General features: G+C 36.9%; 22 protein-coding genes, 2 pseudogenes and 1 other annotated feature. Of the genes and pseudogenes, 4 read left to right on the top strand and 20 right to left on the bottom strand.

The window, feature by feature from the left end; genetic code table 11:
* Position 1: 1 nt before the first annotated feature.
* The 8 genes from MKX96_RS08275 to MKX96_RS08240 form a co-directional block, all read right to left on the bottom strand.
* Positions 2-457: an ACT domain-containing protein gene (locus MKX96_RS08275; RefSeq protein WP_169359905.1), complete on the bottom strand. Its 456-nt coding sequence runs from the start codon at positions 455-457 to the stop codon at positions 2-4.
* A 15-nt stretch (positions 458-472) separates the two neighbouring features.
* Positions 473-1,762: a GTPase ObgE gene (gene obgE / locus MKX96_RS08270; RefSeq protein WP_169359904.1), complete on the bottom strand. Its 1,290-nt coding sequence runs from the start codon at positions 1,760-1,762 to the stop codon at positions 473-475.
* Positions 1,763-1,767: 5 nt separating this feature from the next.
* Entirely contained in the window at positions 1,768-2,301 is a 534-nt protein-coding gene (locus MKX96_RS08265) for a Spo0B domain-containing protein (protein ID WP_340883167.1), read from the bottom strand.
* A gap of 139 nt (positions 2,302-2,440) precedes the next feature.
* Positions 2,441-2,731 carry a 50S ribosomal protein L27 gene (gene rpmA, locus MKX96_RS08260; RefSeq protein WP_340883166.1) on the bottom strand — a complete coding sequence of 97 codons (291 nt, stop codon included), beginning with the start codon at positions 2,729-2,731 and terminating at the stop codon, positions 2,441-2,443.
* Positions 2,732-2,743: 12 nt separating this feature from the next.
* Positions 2,744-3,079, bottom strand: coding sequence for a ribosomal-processing cysteine protease Prp (locus tag MKX96_RS08255; protein ID WP_340883165.1), 336 nt, complete (start codon positions 3,077-3,079; stop codon positions 2,744-2,746).
* Between the two features lies 1 nt (position 3,080).
* On the bottom strand, positions 3,081-3,389 hold the full coding sequence (gene rplU, locus MKX96_RS08250) for a 50S ribosomal protein L21 (protein ID WP_142538629.1): 309 nt from the start codon (positions 3,387-3,389) through the stop codon (positions 3,081-3,083).
* Between the two features lie 14 nt (positions 3,390-3,403).
* Positions 3,404-3,483, bottom strand: a sequence feature (ribosomal protein L21 leader region).
* Between the two features lie 51 nt (positions 3,484-3,534).
* Entirely contained in the window at positions 3,535-4,131 is a 597-nt protein-coding gene (locus tag MKX96_RS08245; RefSeq protein WP_340883164.1) for a site-2 protease family protein, read from the bottom strand.
* Entirely contained in the window at positions 4,121-4,669 is a 549-nt protein-coding gene (locus tag MKX96_RS08240; protein WP_169359900.1) for a hypothetical protein, read from the bottom strand. Before MKX96_RS08240 ends, MKX96_RS08245 begins: the two co-directional genes overlap by 11 nt.
* Positions 4,670-5,430: 761 nt before the next feature.
* On the opposite strand from MKX96_RS08240, the gene MKX96_RS08235 reads away from it, so the two are divergent.
* A complete protein-coding gene (locus MKX96_RS08235) occupies positions 5,431-6,708 on the top strand; it encodes an IS110 family transposase (protein ID WP_340883163.1) in 1,278 nt (425 codons plus the stop codon).
* Between the two features lie 704 nt (positions 6,709-7,412).
* Here the strand turns inward: MKX96_RS08235 and minD are convergent.
* The 6 genes and pseudogenes from minD to MKX96_RS08205 all read right to left on the bottom strand — a co-directional run.
* The gene (gene minD / locus MKX96_RS08230; protein WP_298470315.1) at positions 7,413-8,213 is read right to left on the bottom strand and encodes a septum site-determining protein MinD; all 801 of its coding nucleotides are present in this window, start codon (positions 8,211-8,213) and stop codon (positions 7,413-7,415) included.
* Position 8,214: 1 nt separating this feature from the next.
* Positions 8,215-8,886, bottom strand: a complete 672-nt coding sequence (gene minC / locus MKX96_RS08225) for a septum site-determining protein MinC (RefSeq protein ID WP_169359898.1) — start codon at positions 8,884-8,886, stop codon at positions 8,215-8,217.
* Between the two features lie 37 nt (positions 8,887-8,923).
* Positions 8,924-9,451 (bottom strand): rod shape-determining protein MreD, encoded by a 528-nt coding sequence (mreD, locus tag MKX96_RS08220; protein ID WP_169359897.1) that lies wholly within the window; start codon positions 9,449-9,451, stop codon positions 8,924-8,926.
* Positions 9,448-10,359: a rod shape-determining protein MreC gene (gene mreC, locus MKX96_RS08215; RefSeq protein ID WP_169359896.1), complete on the bottom strand. Its 912-nt coding sequence runs from the start codon at positions 10,357-10,359 to the stop codon at positions 9,448-9,450. The genes mreD and mreC overlap by 4 nt, the downstream gene beginning before the upstream one ends.
* Before the next feature lie 13 nt (positions 10,360-10,372).
* Entirely contained in the window at positions 10,373-11,392 is a 1,020-nt protein-coding gene (locus MKX96_RS08210; protein WP_169359895.1) for a rod shape-determining protein, read from the bottom strand.
* A gap of 92 nt (positions 11,393-11,484) precedes the next feature.
* Positions 11,485-11,619: pseudogene (locus tag MKX96_RS08205) on the bottom strand (JAB domain-containing protein); the annotation flags it as partial.
* Positions 11,620-12,101: 482 nt separating this feature from the next.
* On the opposite strand from MKX96_RS08205, the gene MKX96_RS08200 reads away from it, so the two are divergent.
* The 3 genes from MKX96_RS08200 to pckA all read left to right on the top strand — a co-directional run bounded on the left by MKX96_RS08200 (position 12,102) and on the right by pckA (position 15,849).
* A complete protein-coding gene (locus MKX96_RS08200) occupies positions 12,102-12,446 on the top strand; it encodes an ArsR/SmtB family transcription factor (protein WP_340758911.1) in 345 nt (114 codons plus the stop codon).
* 105 nt (positions 12,447-12,551) lie between these two features.
* Positions 12,552-14,306, top strand: coding sequence for a SulP family inorganic anion transporter (locus tag MKX96_RS08195; protein ID WP_340758912.1), 1,755 nt, complete (start codon positions 12,552-12,554; stop codon positions 14,304-14,306).
* Positions 14,307-14,340: 34 nt separating this feature from the next.
* Complete coding sequence (pckA, locus tag MKX96_RS08190; protein WP_340758913.1) at positions 14,341-15,849, top strand: phosphoenolpyruvate carboxykinase (ATP); 1,509 nt, start codon at positions 14,341-14,343, stop codon at positions 15,847-15,849.
* Between the two features lie 217 nt (positions 15,850-16,066).
* Here the strand turns inward: pckA and MKX96_RS08185 are convergent, their stop codons facing one another.
* The 6 genes and pseudogenes from MKX96_RS08185 to MKX96_RS08160 form a co-directional block, all read right to left on the bottom strand.
* Positions 16,067-16,432 carry a DUF6262 family protein gene (locus MKX96_RS08185; RefSeq protein WP_340758914.1) on the bottom strand — a complete coding sequence of 122 codons (366 nt, stop codon included), beginning with the start codon at positions 16,430-16,432 and terminating at the stop codon, positions 16,067-16,069.
* Between the two features lies 1 nt (position 16,433).
* Positions 16,434-18,347 carry a tyrosine-type recombinase/integrase gene (locus MKX96_RS08180; protein ID WP_340758915.1) on the bottom strand — a complete coding sequence of 638 codons (1,914 nt, stop codon included), beginning with the start codon at positions 18,345-18,347 and terminating at the stop codon, positions 16,434-16,436.
* A 3-nt stretch (positions 18,348-18,350) separates the two neighbouring features.
* Entirely contained in the window at positions 18,351-19,436 is a 1,086-nt protein-coding gene (locus MKX96_RS08175; RefSeq protein ID WP_340758916.1) for a tyrosine-type recombinase/integrase, read from the bottom strand.
* A gap of 131 nt (positions 19,437-19,567) precedes the next feature.
* Positions 19,568-20,104, bottom strand: a pseudogene (gene radC, locus MKX96_RS08170) (RadC family protein); the annotation flags it as partial.
* A gap of 23 nt (positions 20,105-20,127) precedes the next feature.
* Positions 20,128-20,730 (bottom strand): Maf family protein, encoded by a 603-nt coding sequence (locus MKX96_RS08165; protein ID WP_340883162.1) that lies wholly within the window; start codon positions 20,728-20,730, stop codon positions 20,128-20,130.
* A gap of 93 nt (positions 20,731-20,823) precedes the next feature.
* The gene (locus MKX96_RS08160) at positions 20,824-21,480 is read right to left on the bottom strand and encodes a hypothetical protein (RefSeq protein ID WP_340883161.1); all 657 of its coding nucleotides are present in this window, start codon (positions 21,478-21,480) and stop codon (positions 20,824-20,826) included.
* Between the last annotated feature and the right edge of the window lie 27 nt (positions 21,481-21,507).

Here is a 21,507-nt window from a genome sequence, read left to right as displayed (position 1 = left end):
CTTAAAAAGCACCAGAACTAATTATTTCTGCTGATTCTACAAAGTCTAGTCGCTTCATTTCGTTTATAAACTCGTCTAATTCCTTTGCCATGGCTGTTACATCCAATGACAATGTCACGCTAGCTCGTCCCTGTATCGGGATCGTTTGGTGAATTGTTAAGACATTGCAAGCATAATCAGCCACTAGGGATAATAATCGTGCAAGCGTTCCTTCTCGGTCCTCTAACTGTAAAAAAACTGTTAAGATTCTTTCTTGTACAATAGAATGGAACGGAAAAACCGCATCACGATATTTGTAAAAAGCACTACGCGATAAATCGACTTCTTTCACAGCATCCCAAATCGAAGAAACTTTCCTCGATTGAAGGAGATGCTTAGCTTCTAAAGTTTTTTGCATTGCTTCTGTCAACACATCTTCTCTCACTAGAAAAAATCGTTGGCTTGTAACATCCTTCATGCGGTTCCCATCTCCCTATTCGATAAATTCAAACTCGAATTGTAATAGTCGTACAGTATCTCCATCTTTTGCACCACGTGTACGAAGAGCATCATCGATACCCATTCCACGTAATTGTCTAGAGAATCTGCGGATAGAATCTTCTCGACTGAAATCTGTCATTTTAAATAATCTTTCTACAGTTCCACCAGAAAGCACGAATGCACCATCGTCATCTCTAGAAATAACAAAGTCATCCTTAGAAGCTTCATGCTTGTACATGACAGATGTTTCTGTTTCTTCTTCCTGCATATGCTCTAATGGATACTCAGGAGCATCTTCTAAGATATCAGCTATAGCAAAGAGTAATTCCTGTAATCCTTGACGAGACACTGCAGAAATAGGGAATATTTTTGCATCTGCTCCCACTTTTTCTTTAAATGCTTTTAGGTTTTCCTCTGCTTCAGGCATATCCATTTTGTTTGCTACTATAATTTGAGGACGTTCAGTCAAACGTAAATTATATTGTCTTAACTCCTCATTAATCGTTACATAATCCTCGTAAGGCTCGCGACCTTCCATGCCAGACATATCAATAACATGTACAATTACACGAGTACGTTCGATATGACGCAGGAATTGATGTCCAAGGCCTACACCTTGATGAGCACCTTCGATAAGTCCCGGTAAATCAGCCATTACAAAGCTACGGTGATCTTCCGTTTCTACTAACCCTAAGTTAGGTACAATGGTTGTAAAATGATATGATGCTATTTTAGGCTTAGCAGCTGATACTACAGAGAGTAATGTAGATTTACCAACGCTTGGGAAGCCTACTAGTCCTACATCAGCTAACACTTTTAACTCTAAAACAACGTTTAACTCGTTTCCTGGTTCTCCTTTTTCGGATAACTCAGGTGCTGGATTCGCTGGTGTTGCAAAACGTGAATTTCCGCGTCCGCCTCGTCCACCTTTAGCGATCACAGCTCTTTGTCCATGCTCAACTAGGTCAGCGATAACTTGTCCAGTTTCCTCGTTCATCACTACAGTGCCTTCTGGTACTTTAACAATTAAATCATCCGCGTTTGCACCGTGCATATTCTTACTACCACCGTGTACTCCTCGGTTCGCTTTAAACTGTCGCTTATATCGGAAATCCATCAAAGTACGTAATCCTTCATCTACTTCAAAGACTACATTACCTCCATTTCCTCCATCGCCCCCAGCGGGACCTCCCATAGGAACATACTTCTCACGACGGAAACCAACCATACCATCTCCGCCATCTCCACCTTTTACATACACCTTTACGTGATCGACAAACATTTATTTCACTCCAATCTTTCCTTTGCAACTAACTTAAATTGCAGGTATCCTACTGTGTTGTTCAGTCTTTCCATAGTAAATAATTCATGATTCGAATATTCTATCCAAGAGAATGGAGACCAATCTCCATTTACTTCAATTATAACTTCAAGTAATTCATTTGAATGGATATGAACCTTTAGAATCTGTTCTTGATAGCCTTGCAGCTTAGGATAAATAGTTTGCACAAAGCAATCGAGAATATTTTCTAATTCATAATCGAACATTTCTAGTCCACGTTTTGACACAGATGTTTGAATTTCTAAAGTCATCTGACTATACGTTATAGGAAACGTTTGCAGCCATTCATTCGTCTTTAACAATCCTAAATTGTTTAAATCGAAGAATTGGGCGCACTTCTTTGAATACCTATGAATTAATTGTTTAGCCTCTTCGGGTCTACCGATATCCAAATTCATTTGAATTAAATGCATATGATTTAAAAAATCATGCATGGAATGACGAAGTACTTCGTTAATTGATATATTTTTAGGATTCATATTAGTATACACGCTCCAACGTTTACTATTCTTCTAGTATAACAGGTATAGAATTATTTTGTGCAGGAGTATGATTACTTTTTTGTTATTTAAGAAAATAAAAAAGGACTGCATAAATGCAGTCCTCTTATTTTGTAAATTAAGCTTCTTGAGCTACAGGATATACACTTACTTTTTTCTTGTCGCGGCCGAAACGCTCAAAGCGCACTACACCGTCAACTTTCGCGAAAAGTGTGTCATCTCCACCACGGCCAACGTTTTCACCTGGGTGAATTTTTGTACCGCGTTGACGGAATAAAATTGATCCGCCTGATACGAATTGTCCATCAGCACGTTTAGCGCCTAGACGTTTCGATTGAGAGTCACGACCATTTTTAGTCGAACCTACTCCTTTTTTCGATGCGAAAAACTGAAGATTTAATCTTAACATATGTTCCACCTCCTACTTTTTGAAGGTTATTTTTATATACTTAGCGTAATCTTGCTCAATCGTTTGTAAAGATACAATCATTGACTCCAATATTAACTGCATGCTTGCAGCTTTTTCAGAGCTTTCAATGCTAGGTACTTCAACGTATAAATACCCTCCGTCACCCTTTTGCTTAATAATAGGAGTAATTTTTGTAAGTGAGATAATGGCATTCACTGCACCAAATGATACAGCAGAAGCTCCTGCACAAACTAAATCCTTCCCATGTTCAGCAAAATCAGCATGTCCTTTCATTTCAAAGGAATGAATAAGACCTGATTGATCTCGTGTAACAGTCACTTTAATCATATTATAAGCTAATAGATTCTACTACTAATTTAGTATATGGTTGACGGTGACCTTGTTTTTTACGATAGTTCTTTTTAGCTTTGTATTTGAAAACGATGATTTTTTTAGCTTTGCCGTTTTTTACAACTTTCGCTGTAACTTTAGCACCTTCCACGAATGGAGCACCAACTTTAACATCATTCCCACCTACGAATAAAACTTTATCAAAAGTTACAACTTCATCAGCGTTTACATCTAATTTTTCAATATAGATTTCTTGCCCTTGTTCAACTTTGATTTGTTTACCACCAGTTTCAATAATTGCGTACATTTACCTGCACCTCCTCTTAGACTAAGACTCGCCTTACAAAAGGTGATTCGATCACTCGAATGCTTGAACCTTTTCAGAGCGGTTGTAGCAACGGGTGCTGCTACAAACAATAACATTAAAATGTTAACACATATAAAAAATCGAGTCAAGCGTTTTTCGTCATTCGATCAAATGCTAGCTTGTACTTTCTAAATCTCCAAGAAGAATAATTTTGTATAGCAACAAATAAAAAGATTAGCGATACAAATAAACCTTTAGGAAAGTAGTACAGACTGGTATAAAAGATTAGCATACTGATCCATAGAGAAAAACTGACTAACTCGATATAAAAGTTCGGAAATATTGAATAGATAACGCGTCCGCCATCAAGTGGATAAATAGGAAGTAAATTTAATCCTAGGATTACTAGCTGCGTGTAGGTAAGTAGCTCCACCTGTGGAAAATGCAAAATTAGACTTAATAAAAGAACTAACAAAGTAACAAATGGTCCTCCAAAAATAACAACAAGTTGCTCTCTCTTTTCCCATTTAGAAAATTGTTCGATTTTAATTTCTCCTCCATACGGGAGAATCGTACATGAATATATTTTCCCACCAACTAGCTTTGCAGCTCCTAAATGACCTAATTCATGTAAGATGAGAGAGCCGAAAACGATAGCATAAACTGCAATCTCTCCAGATAAATAGAAAAAAAGAAGAAAGGGGATCATAATCGGATGTATTCGGAAAAGCCTATTCTTCATAGTTTAAAGCTAGCCAGTCAACGATTTCCGTCGTATCTAATACTTCCCCATCCTTCTCTACTTGCACATACAGTATATCTCGCTTTACTGATGCAAATATTTCTCCAGCGCTTACAGAAGTATACGGTAGCTGGAAGAAATCCTCCACAAATCCATAAGTAACTGTTTCTCCATTGTCGTATAAAATAGATATAGTCTTGCCAGTTTTCTTTTTGTAGCCAGTAAATATAATCAGACCATTTTCAGAAGCTCCAATTTCCTGTGAAGCAGAGAGCGACAGGACTGCCCCCTCACTATATGGTTGAATAGTGCTGTACTCCAGTACTGGATTTTCTAAAAGCGGTCCACTCACTGTGACTACTTCCTCGTTTGGGGTAATCCAATCTCTTACTTTTTGATACATTTCTGTAGGCTTTTGAGGAGCTAAAAGTTTAGACGCATAGTTAGTAGACAGTGCATCATTTTCTTCTAATTTGTCCATCGCGATAAAAGTAAATACTAATAGAAATGCAAGAACCCATTTTCTTTTCGATAGCATAACATTCCCCCTAAAAAAATATATGACTATCTGTCCCATTTCATGATAGAAAAATGGAATTCCTAATAATTTTAACGTTCTTGTTTAAGAGGTAAATGAAATTAATAGTAAGTAGATTTTGATTTACGTTCCAGACGGAGGCTTTCCGCCGGCATGGCCTCAGCCTCCTCGTCGCTGTGCTCCTGCGGGGTCTTCACCTCATGCTATTCCGGCTGGAGTCGCCATCTTCCACTTCAATCAAGAACTAGGGAGGTTTTTGATTAGGTAAGCTTGCTTCTATTTATGAATTTATCTATTTTAAATACTTTTAAAGAGTATTAATAACGAGTAGACTCTGATTTGCATTCCAGACGGACGCTTTCCGCCGGCATGGCTTCAGCCTCCTCGTCGCTGTGCTCCTGCGGGGTCTTCACCTCATGCTATTCCGGCTGGAGTCGCCGTCTTCCACTTCAATCAAGAATTATGGAGGTTTTTGATTAGGTAAGCTTGCTTCTATTTATGAATTTATTTATTTTATATACTTTTAAAGAGATTAAAAGCGAGTAGACTTTGATTTGCGTTCCAGACGGGCGCTTTCCGCCGGCATGGCTTCAGCCTCCTCGTCGCTGTGCTCCTGCGGGGGTCTTCACCTCATGCTATTCCGGCTGGAGCATTCCTGTATGATTACTTTACAGGCTCTTGAAAAAAAAAGAACCCTCTTATATGATGCTAGAGTAACAACAACCAATTGAATACTCAAAACATATATAGGAGGGCCTCTTATGAATAATAGTACGAATCATAAAATTAATCAAGTGAGTGAAAAGACGTTGGTCATTGGGATCGATATCGCCAAGCGCAAACATTACGCATGTGCTGTAGACGACCGTGGACGAGTATTGCATAAGTCATTCCCTATCAGACAGTCGGCAGAAGGATTTACGACCTTCTATGAACAGCTACTCGCATTAAAAAACAAACACGAGAAATCAGAAATCCTTGTTGGGTTCGAACCAACGGGACACTACTGGATGAACCTAGCGGCCCATTTAACAGCGCATGGCATCCGCTATGTGCTTGTGAATCCTAGTCACGTGAAGAAATCCAAAGAATTGGATGACAATCTACAGACAAAGAACGATGTGAAGGATGCGATGGTCATCGCCAAGCTAATCCGCGATGGGCGGTTCAGCTTCCCACGCATTTTAGAAGGCATCGAAGCGGAACTGCGCAATGGTGCATCCCATCGCGCCTCGCTTCAGAAAGAGCTTGGCATCATTACCAATCGAATCATTCGATGGACAGATCGGTTCTTCCCAGAATTCCAACATGTCTTTAAAGACATCGGGAAAACCGCCCTGGCAGTGCTGGAGAAAACACCATTACCAGAGGACCTTCGAGAAAAAGAAGTGGCGGAGCTACTCCCTTTCTACAAAGAGGTTGCTGGGTTAAAGTGTGTCTCTTCTCCCAAAATAGTTAAACTCAAGGAAGCCGCTGAAATCTCGATCGGGTTGACCGAAGGCCTGGAGATGGCTCGATTTGAGATTCATACCTTGGTTATGCAATATAGACTCGTTCAACAACAGTATGAATTACTGGCAGAACGGTTACAAGAAATCGCTCAGAATATGCCCGATTATCTCTTTTTGGTATCTATCGAGGGGGTCGGCCCCAATACAGCCGTCGAGCTGTTATCAGAGGTAGGGCCGTTCACTAACTTTCATAGTCCACGCCAAATTATCAAACTAGCGGGACTGACATTACGGGAGAACTCCTCGGGTGAACAAAAGGGACAAAAGAAGATTTCTAAACGAGGACGCAGAAAATTGCGTGCAGCCCTCTTCCGAGCCATCTTGCCTATGATTCGTTACAATCCTGCCTTTAAGGCACTGTATCATTATTATATTGAACGCCCAGTAAACCCTTTAAGAAAGAAAGAAGCCATGGTGGTCTTATGTGGCAAACTATTAAAAATCGCACATGGCCTCTGTACGAAGAAACAGATGTTTCAGTCAGAACGCATGATACAAGACCTGACTGTTCTTCAAACGGCAGCGTGAACCATTTCATTAGTTGTTTAACTTAGTTGGATGACATAGAGAGCTGGCACAACCGCGACATTCGACTTCAAGTCCCTGCTGGAGCATAGCCGGCCTCTGCCTTATGACTAGACCGAACGAAGGAATGTATGCGTGCGACGCAAAGAGATATGGGAGGGTACGTCATCATAAGTTCTGCAGAGAAACAGAGTGCATCCAAGAATAGTATATTTATGGAATTTTTAACCAAGATTTTTAGCGGAGCACAGCCTTCGTTTCCAATATTTTTAATAAGTGGTTTAATAAGGGTGCAAAAGATCAGTTAGACGAGTTAAAAAAATTTTTTTCACTTTAAAATACGTAATGAAACCATTGGTACGACTACATTTTAAGAGGGAGTCGCCGTCTTCCACTTCAATCAATTAATATCTTCCTTTTAAATTATTAAGCATAAGGTATTTCCTATGAAGAATAGAAACACACGAAAAGTAAAATCAGTAAAGTCGATTTGGTAAGTTTAAATTCAGTAAAAACACGTAGAGTAGTGATTCGCCTTTAAGCAAAAGGATGAGTTGATTTAAGGCTAGCAGGATAATAAAGAGATAAAAAACAATGATACATGAGTCTTAAGTGAAAATTGAAGTTGTTAGAAATACACAAACAAAGAAGACACTTTCTGTTCAAAATAGAACAGAGAGTGCCTTCTTATAATGTCTCTTATTTTTTTATTTAGCAAAAATAGATTTAATTTTAGAGATAACGCCTTTTTTAGGGGTATCCATTGACATAAGTGGTACGGATTCTCCTAGAATGCGTCTTGCAATGTTTCGATAACCAAGTGCAGCACGGTTAGATGGGTCCATTACTACAGGCTCACCCTTATTAGAAGATGTAATAACATTCTCATCATCCGCTATGATTCCTAATAAATCGATGGATAAATGCGTTGTAATTTCATTGATATCTAAAGCGTCTCCACTTTGCATAAGATGCTGGCGGATTCGATTGATAATTAATTTTGGAGGATCGATAGCTTCCTCTTGCTCTAACAAGCCGATTATACGGTCTGCATCACGCACAGCTGAAATTTCAGGTGTTGTGACAACAATTGCTTTGTCAGCTCCTGCAATCGCATTCTTATATCCTTGTTCAATACCTGCAGGACAATCTATTAATACATAGTCATAATCTCGTTTAAGCTCTGTAACCAGTTCTCTCATCTGTTCAGGATTGACTGCATTTTTATCCGTTGTTTGTGCTGCTGGCAAAAGGTAAAGTTTATCCTCAAAACGTTTATCCTTTACTAATGCTTGGTGAATCTTACAGCGACCTTCCACAACATCTACTAAATCATAAATAATTCTATTTTCTAGTCCTAGAACAACGTCTAAGTTTCTAAGACCTATGTCTGTATCCATTAAACAAACTTTCTTACCTTGCAAAGCCAATGCAGTACCAAGGTTAGCAGTGGTCGTCGTTTTACCGACTCCTCCCTTACCTGAAGTTATTACGATTGCTTCTCCCACATTAGCTTCCTCCTTTAAATGTCGATAAATTTGGTCTTATTAATCTAAGCTCCTGTAAACGGTCAATTGCGATAGAGCCATTAGTATGTAAATAAGCACATTCCATTTCGGGTTGCTCCGATAAGACACTTAACTCATCCGTCATCGTTTCTATAACATTATCAATTATTAGATGGGTTGCCTCTAGCCAGGAAGCTGCGATGACTGCATTTTTGTTGCCATTTGAACCAGCATGTGCGATGCCCTTTAGCCTTCCAAGCACAAACACATTTCCTCCAGCTACTACTCGTCCATTCGGATTGACATCTCCAATGACCACGAGGTCGCCCACTGCTTTGATGACTTGTCCAGACCTTACAATCCCAACATATGTCTCTGACTGATTTTCTAATAATCTTCTATTACAATCTTCAACGGTCATTACTTCACTCTGTATTTTAGAAACACGGAGATGTGCCGTCTGTTGTACACAATTTATAATTTCTTTTGCCTGTTCGTCATTACAATATCGATATCCAAGTTGTAAGAGTACTTCTGCCTGGCCTTCAAAACCTTCATCAGAAACCTTTTTCGTTAATTCTTCTAAAAGTTCTGTGTATGAACACTGATCGTCTAAACGTAATACAAGGCCCTCTTTCGTTCCTTTAATCGATATTAACTGCTTTTTCGTCAATCAAGTCACCTCAGATCTACTGTGAAACCAAAAAATATTATTTTTGAAGAAGTAATGCTTTTTGATTAAAACGGTATAGAAGAATATATTTAAATAACCATCCGAACATCAATATAAAGATGAGGTTCGCCAACATTGTTGGTAAAAGATTATGTTCATAAAAACTACTAAATGTCATGATTTTAATACCAATTGCTGTATAGAAAAAGAACAGCAATGTCTCTACTACTGCCACTAAAACTAGCGACAAGATAGTAGCTACCAGCAAGTGTTGGTGTATAAATTTTACTATAAAACTTGCTACCAAGCACATTAATGGGTAAATAAAAGAATATAATCCAATAATATCAATGAAAAAGACATCGTACAAGAGCCCAAACAACAATCCATATAACATTGCCCTTTTTTTATCATAATAAATAGAAACAAAAATCAAATATATAATTAAAAACCTTGGTACTAGTGTATAAAGTTCATTATTTAGCTCAATTGGCGAGAAAAGACCAAAAATCGGTTCCATATAAAATAATAGAACCGAAATGAGCACTACTAGATATCGCATCATGAGCCATCCCCTGCCTCTTTCTCGGCAGCCAAGTCAGCCTCCGTATTAGCACCATCAGAACCATCTACTCCGTTCATAGAACGATTTGCGATGATTACATGGTCCAATATAGAGAAGCTTGCCTCTGGTTTAATGTAAGCGAGTTTAGTCAAACCATAATCATCTGTGGTAACCTCAGTTACCTCACCAACTAAAATTCCTTTTGGGAATATTCCACCCAAGCCTGAGGTAGTGACTTTCTGCCCTTTTTTCACCTCAAACTCCGAATCAATTCTCTTCAGAACTAATTCTTTTCGTTCTTCGTCAAAGCCTTCTATTAATCCAAACACTTCTCCCTCTTCGCTTGCAATGACAGCTGATACACGATAATTCGGGTTTTGTGTAGATAAAAGCTCAACCGTAGAGGTATATGGAGTAGTTAAAATGACCTTACCAATTAGACCTTTGGCAGTCATTACGGCCATATTTGCTTCTACTCCATGAATTTCTCCCCGATTAATGATTATTTTCTCTTCCCATTGATCGGGATTACGAGCAATAACCGTTGCTTGGATAGGGTTGAAATCACGAAGATCTTCTTTTTTATCAACTATTTCTTGTAATTCTTTTTTTTCGAGCTTTAAATCATTTACTTCTGCTTGTAAGGAGGCATAATCTTCTAATCTTGCTTTCAATCTTTTGTTCTCATCATATGTATTAAGTAAAGAATCTATATTATTAAAAACACCCGTTACATATTGAGTAGGTTTGGAAAACAACGTTTGTCCAAACCCGACTACATCTTTTACTAATTGTTCTGGCAATGATGCATGATTTCGATCGCGCAATGTAAAGCTGATAAGTGCCACAAGAAAAATCATCCCTACAAGTAGCAAGATTAATCGCTTATTTGAAAAAAACTGTGGCATATCTCACTTCCCCTTAACCTTTTGTTTGTTGACGTTTCAATAATCCCATATGATCTAACGCTTTACCAGTTCCGATTGCAACACAATCTAATGGGTTTTCAGCGATAAATACAGGCATATTCGTTTGATCACTAATTACTTTGTCCAGGTTACGAAGTAAAGCTCCACCACCTGTAAGCATAATGCCGCGCTCCATTACATCTGCTGAAAGCTCTGGAGGAGTCTGTTCTAACGTTTTCTTCACTCCATCAATGATAGACGCAATAGATTCACGCAATGCATTTGCGATCTCTTTTGATGATATTTCAATTGTTTTTGGTAACCCCGTCACAAGGTCACGTCCACGAATATCCATAGACTCTTCTGCTTCCATAACACGTGCAGATCCAATTTCCATCTTGATTGCCTCTGCAGTACGTTCACCGATTGTTAGGTTATACGTCTTACGAACATAGCTTGTAATTGCTTGGTCCATTGCATCCCCGCCAACACGAACGGATTCACTCGTTACTACTCCACCAAGAGAAATAACAGCAACTTCTGTAGTTCCTCCACCTATATCAACGACCATACTTCCAGTAGGTTCCCAAACTGGCAGATTAGCTCCGATGGCAGCTGCAAACGGCTCTTCGATAGTCAATGCTTCACGAGCTCCTGCTTGCTTAGCAGCATCAATTACAGCGCGTTGTTCTACTGAAGTAATACCAAAAGGTACGCAAATCATGACATTGGGCTTGCTCCAAGACATTCCTGATGACTTCATCGCATTTTTCAAATAGTATTCTATCATGGCTGAGGTAGTATCAAAATCTGCGATAACCCCATCCTTCATTGGGCGAATCGCCACAATAGAACCGGGAGTACGGCCAATCATATTTTTTGCATCGTTACCTACTGCAACAATGTCACCGTTTTGTACGTTTTTTGCTACTACGGAAGGCTCTCTTAAAACGATGCCCTTCCCTTTGATGAAAACAAGCGTATTCGCTGTTCCTAAGTCTATTCCTACATCTCTTGATCCAAATCCAAACACTATTTTTTACTCCCTTTCTAATCTAAACAAGTTTCACTTATTTTTTAAGTAATAACACTTATTATAACGGAAAGAAAGAAAAATGCACAGTGTCACATATACCCCTTTTCTTTTAAACTTATAAATTGATGGTCCCCTATGATTACATGGTCAAGAAGTTCAATACCCATAAGCTTTCCCGCCTCCATTAACCGTTTCGTTACATCTATGTCTTCAGTCGAAGGAGATGTCAAATATCAATAGTAAAGTGGGAGAAATATTATGAAAGCAATCTCTTGGCTTTGACTACATGTCTTCAGAGTTAGCATAACTAAATTATAAAATTACCTTTTTTATGAAAGAATTAGTCAAAAAAGATAAGAGAAACTGTTTAACTTTATGGGGGCACTTCAAATGAGTGGTCGCCTTTTTATTTCGTTTACCCCTGTAAATTTAGTTTTCGGTGGGGATCATGTCGTTTTGCCTTTATTAGAACAGGAACTTGTACCAACTGGATGGATAAACGAAGTCTGGTCGTTCGCTGTAAAGATACTTCGCACTAGGAATTGTTGATTAACTAATTAATTTAGGTATTAACGATAGAAAACTACATTTCTGTATTTTTAACTTAAAATGATTTGTAAATCAAAAGAACTGGAGGTATAATTCGATTATACATATTCAAACATTTGAATATGTATAATCGAATTTGTCAAAGGAGGAAAATTGATTGTGGACAGATATACAACAATTTAAAGCTGATTTTTTTAAAGCCTTGGCACATCCACTAAGAATACGGATTCTTGAATTACTGTCAGAAGGAGAAAAGAGCGTTACAGAAATTCAAAGCACTCTTAATAGTGAAGGTTCCGCAGTTTCCCAACAACTAAGTGTATTACGCTCTAAAAATATTGTAGTTGGTATCAAAAATGGTAAACGAGTTGTTTATTCACTTCGCGACCCATCCATTATAAAACTTTTAATAGTTACACGAGAAATCTTCAATAATCATTTAATTGATACCCTTTCTATGTTAGAAGAATTAGATGAAGAAGATACACTTTCTAAATCATAGAATCGGAGTAATCAATGGAAATTTAAATAGATATAACTCCCTAAACAATCAATAATATACAATCAATTTACTATTTTAATCATTCATAGAAAAAGAAGGGGTATAATGAAAAGCTTTTTTACAGGAAGATTTGATGACTATTCAATACGGCATTTCCAAAAAGATCTTCTTTCAGGCGTTATTGTAGGGGTAATTGCTATACCATTAGCTATGGCATTTGCTATTGCATCAGGTGTGAAACCAGAATACGGGATTTACACAGCATGTATTGCTGGTATCTTAATTTCTTTATTTGGTGGATCGAAATATCAAATTGGAGGACCTACTGGTGCTTTCGTACCTATTCTTTTTGGGATTGTCATAGCTTATGGATATACAGATTTATTACTTGCTGGTTTTTTAGCCGGTATTATCTTGTGTTTAATGGCGATTTTTAAAATAGGTTCTTTGATTAAATTCATCCCTCGTCCTGTCACAATTGGTTTTACTTCAGGGATTGCCATTATTATTTTCACAGGGCAAATTGAAAATTTCTTTGGACTGACAGGGCTTGAAAAACATGAGAAGTTCATTGACAACATGAAGGAAATTATCTTTCATATTGATACAATGAATTTTTATAGTATAGGAATTGCCATATTGTGTCTTTTCGTCATTTTACTCACACCGAAATTATTGCCGAAAGTTCCTGGATCACTAATTGGTTTAATCGTAACAACAATAATAGCAACAGTATTCTTTTCAGGCAATATTTCAACTATAGGCTCCACCTTTGGAGAAATTCCAAGCCAACTCCCTCATTTTCGCTTTCCCGATATAACATGGGAAAGAATACAGCGTTTAATAGTACCTGCATTTGTAATTGCTATATTGGGAGGAATTGAATCTCTCTTATCCGCTGTAGTAGCAGATGGGATGACGAATAGTAAACACAATAGTAATCGTGAATTAATGGGCCAAGGAATTGCAAATATCATTACTCCTTTATTTGGAGGAATTCCAGCTACAGGTGCAATTGCACGAACAGCGACAAATATTAAATCTGGTGCTACTTCTCCTATGTCAGGGATTATTCATGGGATTTTTGTTTTATTAACCCTCTTAATATTAGCACCCTATGCTTCACTTATTCCGTTAGCTAGTATGGCGCCTGTTTTAATGATAGTGGCTTGGAATATGAGTGAAAGAAAACAGTTTCTTCATGTGTTGAAAATGAAAAGTGGCGATTCTCTTATTTTATTGGTTACATTTCTTTTAACTGTCTTCACCAGTATTACGATAGCAGTTATGGTTGGTCTCATCTTAGCTGTCGTTTTATTCGCAAAACGCATGAGTAATATGTTGGTTGTTTCCAAAGTGTTACCAGACCACACTCATAAGAATGAAATTGTTCAATCCCATGTAGTTAACGAAGCTCATAACTGCCCACAAATTAGCATTTATACAATTGAAGGGCCACTTTTTTTTGGTGCTGCACAAGTGTTTGAACAACGCATAATGGATACAATTCATTATGAACCTACTGTCTTGATTTTACGTATGGGGAAAGTACCGTTCATCGATTCGACAGGTGAAGCGAATTTGAAGAATATTGTCAATTATTATAAAAAACAAGGTGGAATTCTTGTGCTTTCAGGTATAGTTGATGATTTGAAAAAGTCATTGAAAAAGTCTGGTCTTTATGATGAAATTGGTGAAAAGTATATATTTAGTCGTACAGGCGAAGCCATTGACTATTCCATCTCAGAAATTAACCATAATAAATGTTTAGGATGTAAGCATTTCGCTTTTCATGAATGCAATCAACTTTCACATACAGGAAATCTCGATAAAAAGGAGTCTAAATTACTAGAAATATAAAAAATAAAAGATAACTAAAAAGGATGGATATAAAATGGGACTAAACAACGCACTCAAATTACATTTTAATATAACACCTAGTCAACTAATAAAAATCGCTATCAAGCGTAAAGAGGTTCAACTTTCTTCTGGTGGCGCGATAGTAGCGAAAACAGGTAAATATACAGGCCGTTCACCTAAAGATAAATTTATTGTTAAAGAACTTGCCTCTGAACTTGCAATTGATTGGAAAACAAATCAACAAATGACGTCAGCAAATTTTGATCTTCTTTTAAAGGATGTTTCTAATTATCTAGAAGAAAAAGAACTATTTGTATTTGATGGGTTCGCTGGAGCCGATCAAGCATATCGTCTACCTATTCGAATCATTAACGAGTATGCTTGGCATAATTTATTTGCTCATCAATTATTTATTCGTCCAACAAAAGAAGAGTTAGCTGTACACAAAGAAGATTTCACTGTAATCTGCGTTCCTAATTTTGAAGCTACACCTTCCATTCATGGAACAAATTCCGAAACTTTTATTGTGATTAATTTCGATAAAAAAATCGTATTGATTGGAGGAACACAGTACGCAGGAGAGATTAAAAAATCGATTTTTACTATAATGAATTATCTTTTACCAATTAATGATGTTCTTTCTATGCATTGTTCTGCAAATAAAGGATTAAATGAAGATGTTGCTTTATTTTTTGGTTTATCAGGTACGGGAAAGACCACTCTCTCAGCAGATGCTAATCGTATGTTAATTGGTGATGATGAACATGGTTGGTCAGACAAAGGTGTATTTAATATTGAAGGTGGTTGTTACGCAAAATGCATCAACTTATCAGAGGAAAAAGAACCAGAAATATTTCGCGCGATTACTTATGGATCTGTTTTAGAAAATGTCATAATCGATCCTCATACACATTTGGCAGATTATAATGATTGTAGTTTAACAGAAAACACACGAGCAGCTTATCCGATCCATAACATTCCGCATGCTCTTAATCCGAGTACGGCAGGACATCCAAATGTTATTTTCTTTTTAACAGCAGATGCGTTCGGTGTTTTACCACCCATTTCTAAATTATCAAAAGAACATGCCATGTATTATTTTCTTTCAGGTTATACCAGTAAATTAGCTGGAACTGAAAGGGGCATAACAGAACCAGAAGCAACATTTTCAACCTGTTTTGGTGCACCATTCTTGCCATTATCACCTAGAGTTTATGCTGAAATGCTTCGAGAGAAAATTCGGAAACATGACGTGGATGTTTATTTAATTAATACAGGTTGGTCAGGAGGCCCTTATGGAATAGGCGAACGTATTTCCCTTTCCCATACTCGAGCGATGGTTACAGCAGCTATTGAAGGTCAATTAGCACATACAGAATTTGAAATGGAACGGAGTTTTGGTCTTAACATACCTAAAAGTTGTCCTAATGTACCATCTGAAATTCTTAACCCCCGCAATACATGGAAAGATAAAGAGGCTTATGATATCCAAGCAACAAAATTAACAAATCTATTTCGGGAAAATTTCGAGAAGTTTTTATAAAAATCATAAAATAAAGGGTAAGTGGAGAAAAACGAGTCGTTTTTCTCCACTTACTTTTGTATATTTTGATTTTTCCCCAAGGGAATGTTATCTATCCAGTAACATTAGCTGTAGTCTAACCATAGAAGATCTTCGGGAATGCCTTGCTCCATATTTAACAGAGTGCTTTTCTTGTTTTAATTTGCAATGTACTATTTTATCTTATTCAACAAGACCTCTAAAACAACTTGCCATGTAATTTTTGAACTTGATCCCTTAATTGTTTGTTTTCTTCTTCTAGTGCCTTTATTCGGATTTTTAATGTCTTAATTAAACTATCTTCTGAACGAAGGTTTTTACTCTGTTTACGGGGAACTAATTCACTTATTTGCATCCCTCTTAATGTCTCTATTCTAGTTCTAATGTCTTTTTGTTTGTACAGCCATGACTTTGAAACACTTGCTTTTTGTGCAACGGAATTAAAATTAATCTTCTCTTTTTTCAGTGCCATCTCTGAAATTGTCTTTTCAACCCTAATTCTTGTCTTCTCCGACTTTTCTTTGGATAGTTGAATTATGGCAGTTGTGTTACTCTTTCTAGTCATCTTAATTCGTCTCCTTTAACGAATGAATAATTTGCTCTAATCTATTTTTAACACGTTCGTTAGTTTCAACCTGACGCTGCCATTGGTTCTGTTTAGCCCTATTTAATATTTCTTTAGTTCGGTCTAAGTGCTCTTCATGTTCATTTAGAAATTGTTTACTTGTACAGAAGTTCGTACAATCTAAACAAGCATTTGCGTGAGGACACGGTCCCGCAATTACTGGTAAACGACAATAGCCATTAGGAAGTGCTTGTGCATTGATATTTTTTTTAAACCATTGAAGATCTGTATTGTCAGCTTCAGTATTTTCTTCGGTTAAATCCAGAATGCTACCGCTATTCGTCACCAAAGTTTCCTTAAACTTTATGAACTCTTTCTTTAGAGTTTCATCAAAAATATGGGCATATCTTGCAGTCATTTCTGGTGATTCATGCCCTAAGAATTTTTGAACAATATGCTGTGGCACTCCGTTGTTTATCATTCTAGTGCCAACTGTATGCCGAAAGGCATGAGCATGAAATCGGAAAATCTCTCCTTTATTATCCGTTATCTTTTCTTCATAAGCTAATTTATTTAATTTAACTCTAAAGGTATCTTGCTTCAATGGAGAACCATCTTTCCGTGGAAATACATATACACATCCATCGTCAAGTTCATAAGCCACTCTTTGCTCTTGAACCAATATCAATGCAGCAATTTCTTTAGAAATAGGAATGGTATGTTCTTTCTTCATTTTCCACTGATAATACTTTAAAAAGCAATCCCCTTCTTTATCTGTTATGACACTCCCTTTTTTCAATGTACAAAGTTCACCGATACGCATTCCGCATTCTTGAAGTACCATAACCATTGCAGCCATATAAGGTTCCAATTTATCCAATTTAACATTTAATTGTTCAAGGACATGTTCATCTATATAACGTGGTTGTGCCTTCGGCACTTTAGGATAATCTTCTCGAAAGATAAGGATTTGGGAAGGCGAATCCTTCCAATCAAACCTTTGAAGTGTAGAGAAAAAAACTTCTAAAGTAGATATTCGTCCAGTCGCAGTACTAGGTTTTAAACCTTTTAAATTAATTTCATTTAAATATTGCTCAACTTCATTCCTAGTTAATTGATGAATCCTTCGTATGCCTTCACAATTTGTATTTATAAAATTAAAAAACTCTCTTAATTTTGACGCCATATCAACTACATGGGAAAAGCTACGTGTATTTAACATTAACTTACAATATCGCTTGACGATTTCTTTAAAATAATCATTTTCAAAACCCTTGAAATTGATTGTATATTCGTAGGACGTTGGATTTATCTTATCTTCCGGCAATGAAAGTTTTCTTAGATCCCAAACATCTTTATCCCATTCTTCACCATCAAAATAGAAATCCTCATAGAACTCCATAAACTGTTTTAAATTAGTAACGTAGTAGGAGTTCGCTTGCACAGAAATTTTATTTTGATTTATATCAAGCTTGTAATTTTTAGTCGTAGATTTTATTCCTTGTTCTACTAAGTAAGTTCGGTATTCCGTCAAAGCTTTTACTATAGGTACTTCAGTTATAGAGGTAATATCGGGATATTTTAAATTTAAAAACCCCAACATTCGACTTATCACTGTTCCTTTTCTAATCCAAACAGTTTTTGCACTCCAAGTTCCATTATTTAAGAGAACATAATAAAAGTATTTTAATTCTGTTTTTAACCAGATGTTTTCTACTTTATCAAAATTTACCCAACGATTTCTTAACGAAGGATTCTTACTTAACTCTATCGCACTAGGATGTGGGCAAATTCTTATATCCCATCTATCTGCTGCCCAAAACCCTTGTAAGACACTAGTCATATCCGCTATTTTTTTATTAATCTCTGTGTTAGTGACGAGCTTTCGATTTGTTGCAACGCTTGGAAATTTCATTTTTTATGTTTCTCTCCCTTGGAGATACGCTTTATATTCATTTTTCATATCTTGATCAGAAAGATGAACGTATGTATCAAGTGTTGTTTGTACATGTGCATGACCTAACCTTTTTTGTACGTAAGCAGCATCCCATCCACTTCTAATGAGTTCTGTGGCATGCGTATGACGCAACATATGGGCAGTGAAGGTAATCCCTGTCCGTTTCACCAATCGCCTTATAAGATCTAATACACTTTGATATTTTAGAGGTTTCCCAAAATAAGATTCTTTGAGATTTATAAATATATAATCATGCTCCAAATCTTCCCCATATTCATGAACTAAATAATCGGTGTATAAAGCCATTAATTCCTTGCTAACATCGATTGTTCGTTCTTTTCTAAGCTTAATATAAGCCCCATTTTCGTTGTGATCTCTTGGCATGATATTAATCTGATTATCCCAAGTAGAAATATCTTCGATACGAAGGGATAATACCTCTCCTACCCGAAGTCCTCCTTCATACATAAGCATAATAAGTAACTTATCCCTTTTTGTATGACACGCATCGATTATTGCTTTAACTTGTTCGTGTTCTAATACTTGTACAAGTTTCTTTTTGACCCTAAGCTTTAAAATATTTTTTTGATAAGATTTACCTTTAGAAATATGGTGAAGAAACCCCTTGAAATTTCTTCCCCTCGCTTCTTTAGTCATATCTATAGCTTTAAAATCTCCTGTACGATTTAAATACTCTAAGAAACTAGTTACAGCATTAAGTATGGCATTAACAGATGTTTCTTCTCTTTTAGCCTTCTTTGGTTGTAAATCTATTACCTTTACCTCCCCCGTTGGATTTCTTAACCATCCCACAAAGTTTGACATTTCCTCGAATTTCAAATCTTCTAATCTAATTCCTCTTTGGCTCATAAATTCATAAAACAGCTTGAGATGATAACAATATGTTTTAATCGTATTTGGCGCTTTCCCCGTATTATCCAAGTACTTTATATATCTCTTAACCGGTTCTACCACTTCAAAATTTTTGTCTAATAGTATGTATAATGGATATGATTTTTCCTCAACAACTACTTTTTGAACTTTCATTTCTCCACCACCTTTAAATACCTTAACTCCTATAAATAATACCTATATTTATTCATTAGTTAAAGTATTGAATTAAAAAAATCCTAAACTTTAAGTACTTAGAGTACTCTAGTTTAGGATACTATGTTTATAGGGTTTCCTGAAGGATGGTTGTGAGCACAAATAATGGATGCAGCGGAACGTTTTACCGCTTCTCTAAATATTTCCCTAGGATGAACGATGGAAGCGTTTAAAGACCCGATAAATATCGTTTGCTTGTGTAGTATTTGATTTTTTACATTTAGGAATAATGTTACGAAGTGTTCTTGCGTGAGGGAGGTCATATCTGGCATTAAATAAGTGGCTGCGTCACTCGGGGATCTAATTGTAAACTTCTCATTAGTTTTTTGCTGCGATAATCTTTTTCCTAGCTCGACCGCTGCTAGAAGTTGGACAGCCTTTGCTTGGCCAATTCCTTTAACCGTCATCATTTCTTCCAGCGTAGCATTTTTTAACTCTTGAATCTGTTCAAAAAAACCCAAAACTCGATTGGCAAGATGAAGAACAGACTCTTGCTTCGTTCCAGTACGAAGCAAGATTGCAAGTAGTTCTTGGTTTGATAAGCTTGAGGCACCTTGTCTAATCAGTCTCTCTCTTGGTCTGTCCGCTATATGTACATCTCGGATCATTAGAGCGGGAGAAATTTTAGCACTCATTCAGAAGTCTCCTTTTCTAACTGGATGACTTTCAATGTTAAAAGCGTCTGGAACAAACGACCTAGCGGTAATCCGACTACATTATTGTAATCGCCAGTGATTTTTTCAACGAACATTCCACCCATTGTTTGTATACCGTAAGCGCCTGCCTTATCGAGTGAATCTCCACTAGCAACATAAGCATCTATCTGTTCTTCTGTCAGTTCGTAAAATTGCACGGCAGTAGTTTCGGTAAAGCCAATAGAAATACCTGCTCCTTGGATGGATACTCCTGTGATCACCCGGTGCTCTTGACCAGAGAGTGCTTGAAGAAACTCTTTTGCCTGATTAGAATCAACAGGCTTAGTTAATAGTTTTTCGCCCAAATATACAGTAGTATCCGCGGCTATAATGATGGCATCTTCATTTCCTTGTACTACTTCATCTGATTTTTTGGTCGCTATCGCAAGTGTAAATTCCTCTGGAGATAGCTCCTGTTCGATGTCCTCGGATACACCTGAGGCTTGTATTTCAAATGGAATCCCTAATCTACCAAAAAGCTCTTTTCTTCTGGGTGACTCGCTTGCTAGAATAATTCTGTTATTTGTTGTTATTTTCATTGAAATTCCCCCTTTTCCTAAGCATACAAAAGAATGGAGAAAATGAAAATTGTGTTAAAAACGTGACTATTTGATTTTGGGCTGTTTTCTTATTTAAAAATTTAATTTTACACAATCGTTCTGTTCTAAATAGTGCGTAAAAACATGCAGTCGAATGACTGATGGACTGTCCGAAAACGTTGTGATAGCTTGAACAATTGTAGCTAGATCATCGGGATATTTCTCCTTACTGGCAATGGAGTCAAAAAAATTTTTAGACAAATTTTCCTCAGTTAATAATGTCATCATGTTTTTAACTTTTGGATTCTCACAGCTGCTAGTAGACACATAAAAATTTTTTATAAAGGATGGCAATGCTTCTGTGCTAACAGCAGCAGTTTCTTTTACGTATAAATCACTCCAAATATAAAACTGTCCTTCTGCCTGAATAATACCGGCGCGTTCCAGTGAGGGTTCAACTGCCATAAAAGAAATGGCACTTTCTTTTGTAGAGAACATTCCATATTGCTTAGCCTTGAAAGTTAGGGACGGCTCCGTAGATGTCTCTACCTTTTCTCCTCCCGTTTCCTTTCCATTTTCGGTAGCCGGCTTTTCCGTATTCTTATCTCCACTTGCTTCTCCTTCTACCTTCCGATCGTTAGCTATATTTAATAACAACCCAAACAATAAAACCCCGACAACTCCTATAACAAGCCCTTGTAGTCCAGCCATTAAAATCATTTTCTTAGGATTTTTTTTTCGAAATGGCATAAATTCACCTCTTTTTTCACCACTTTA

Origin of the sequence: Psychrobacillus sp. FSL W7-1493, from assembly GCF_038004905.1 — a bacterium.
GTDB lineage: Bacteria > Bacillota > Bacilli > Bacillales_A > Planococcaceae > Psychrobacillus.
Note: the sequence above shows the minus strand (reverse complement) of the source record. Positions and strands in the feature narration are given on the sequence as shown.

Coding starts and splice junctions, on each gene's coding strand:
- MKX96_RS08255 (WP_340883165.1), bottom strand. CDS start 3,079: ATGATTAAAGTGACTGTTACACGAGATCAATCAGGTCTTATTCATTCC.
- mreD (WP_169359897.1), bottom strand. CDS start 9,451: ATGATGCGATATCTAGTAGTGCTCATTTCGGTTCTATTATTTTATATG.
- MKX96_RS08195 (WP_340758912.1), top strand. CDS start 12,552: ATGAAAAGCTTTTTTACAGGAAGATTTGATGACTATTCAATACGGCAT.
- MKX96_RS08175 (WP_340758916.1), bottom strand. CDS start 19,436: ATGAAAGTTCAAAAAGTAGTTGTTGAGGAAAAATCATATCCATTATAC.
- MKX96_RS08180 (WP_340758915.1), bottom strand. CDS start 18,347: ATGAAATTTCCAAGCGTTGCAACAAATCGAAAGCTCGTCACTAACACA.
- MKX96_RS08240 (WP_169359900.1), bottom strand. CDS start 4,669: ATGCTATCGAAAAGAAAATGGGTTCTTGCATTTCTATTAGTATTTACT.
- rpmA (WP_340883166.1), bottom strand. CDS start 2,731: ATGTTAAGATTAAATCTTCAGTTTTTCGCATCGAAAAAAGGAGTAGGT.
- MKX96_RS08185 (WP_340758914.1), bottom strand. CDS start 16,432: ATGACTAGAAAGAGTAACACAACTGCCATAATTCAACTATCCAAAGAA.
- obgE (WP_169359904.1), bottom strand. CDS start 1,762: ATGTTTGTCGATCACGTAAAGGTGTATGTAAAAGGTGGAGATGGCGGA.
- MKX96_RS08160 (WP_340883161.1), bottom strand. CDS start 21,480: ATGCCATTTCGAAAAAAAAATCCTAAGAAAATGATTTTAATGGCTGGA.
- MKX96_RS08275 (WP_169359905.1), bottom strand. CDS start 457: ATGAAGGATGTTACAAGCCAACGATTTTTTCTAGTGAGAGAAGATGTG.
- MKX96_RS08235 (WP_340883163.1), top strand. CDS start 5,431: ATGAATAATAGTACGAATCATAAAATTAATCAAGTGAGTGAAAAGACG.
- rplU (WP_142538629.1), bottom strand. CDS start 3,389: ATGTACGCAATTATTGAAACTGGTGGTAAACAAATCAAAGTTGAACAA.
- MKX96_RS08265 (WP_340883167.1), bottom strand. CDS start 2,301: ATGAATCCTAAAAATATATCAATTAACGAAGTACTTCGTCATTCCATG.
- MKX96_RS08245 (WP_340883164.1), bottom strand. CDS start 4,131: ATGAAGAATAGGCTTTTCCGAATACATCCGATTATGATCCCCTTTCTT.
- mreC (WP_169359896.1), bottom strand. CDS start 10,359: ATGCCACAGTTTTTTTCAAATAAGCGATTAATCTTGCTACTTGTAGGG.
- MKX96_RS08165 (WP_340883162.1), bottom strand. CDS start 20,730: ATGAAAATAACAACAAATAACAGAATTATTCTAGCAAGCGAGTCACCC.
- pckA (WP_340758913.1), top strand. CDS start 14,341: ATGGGACTAAACAACGCACTCAAATTACATTTTAATATAACACCTAGT.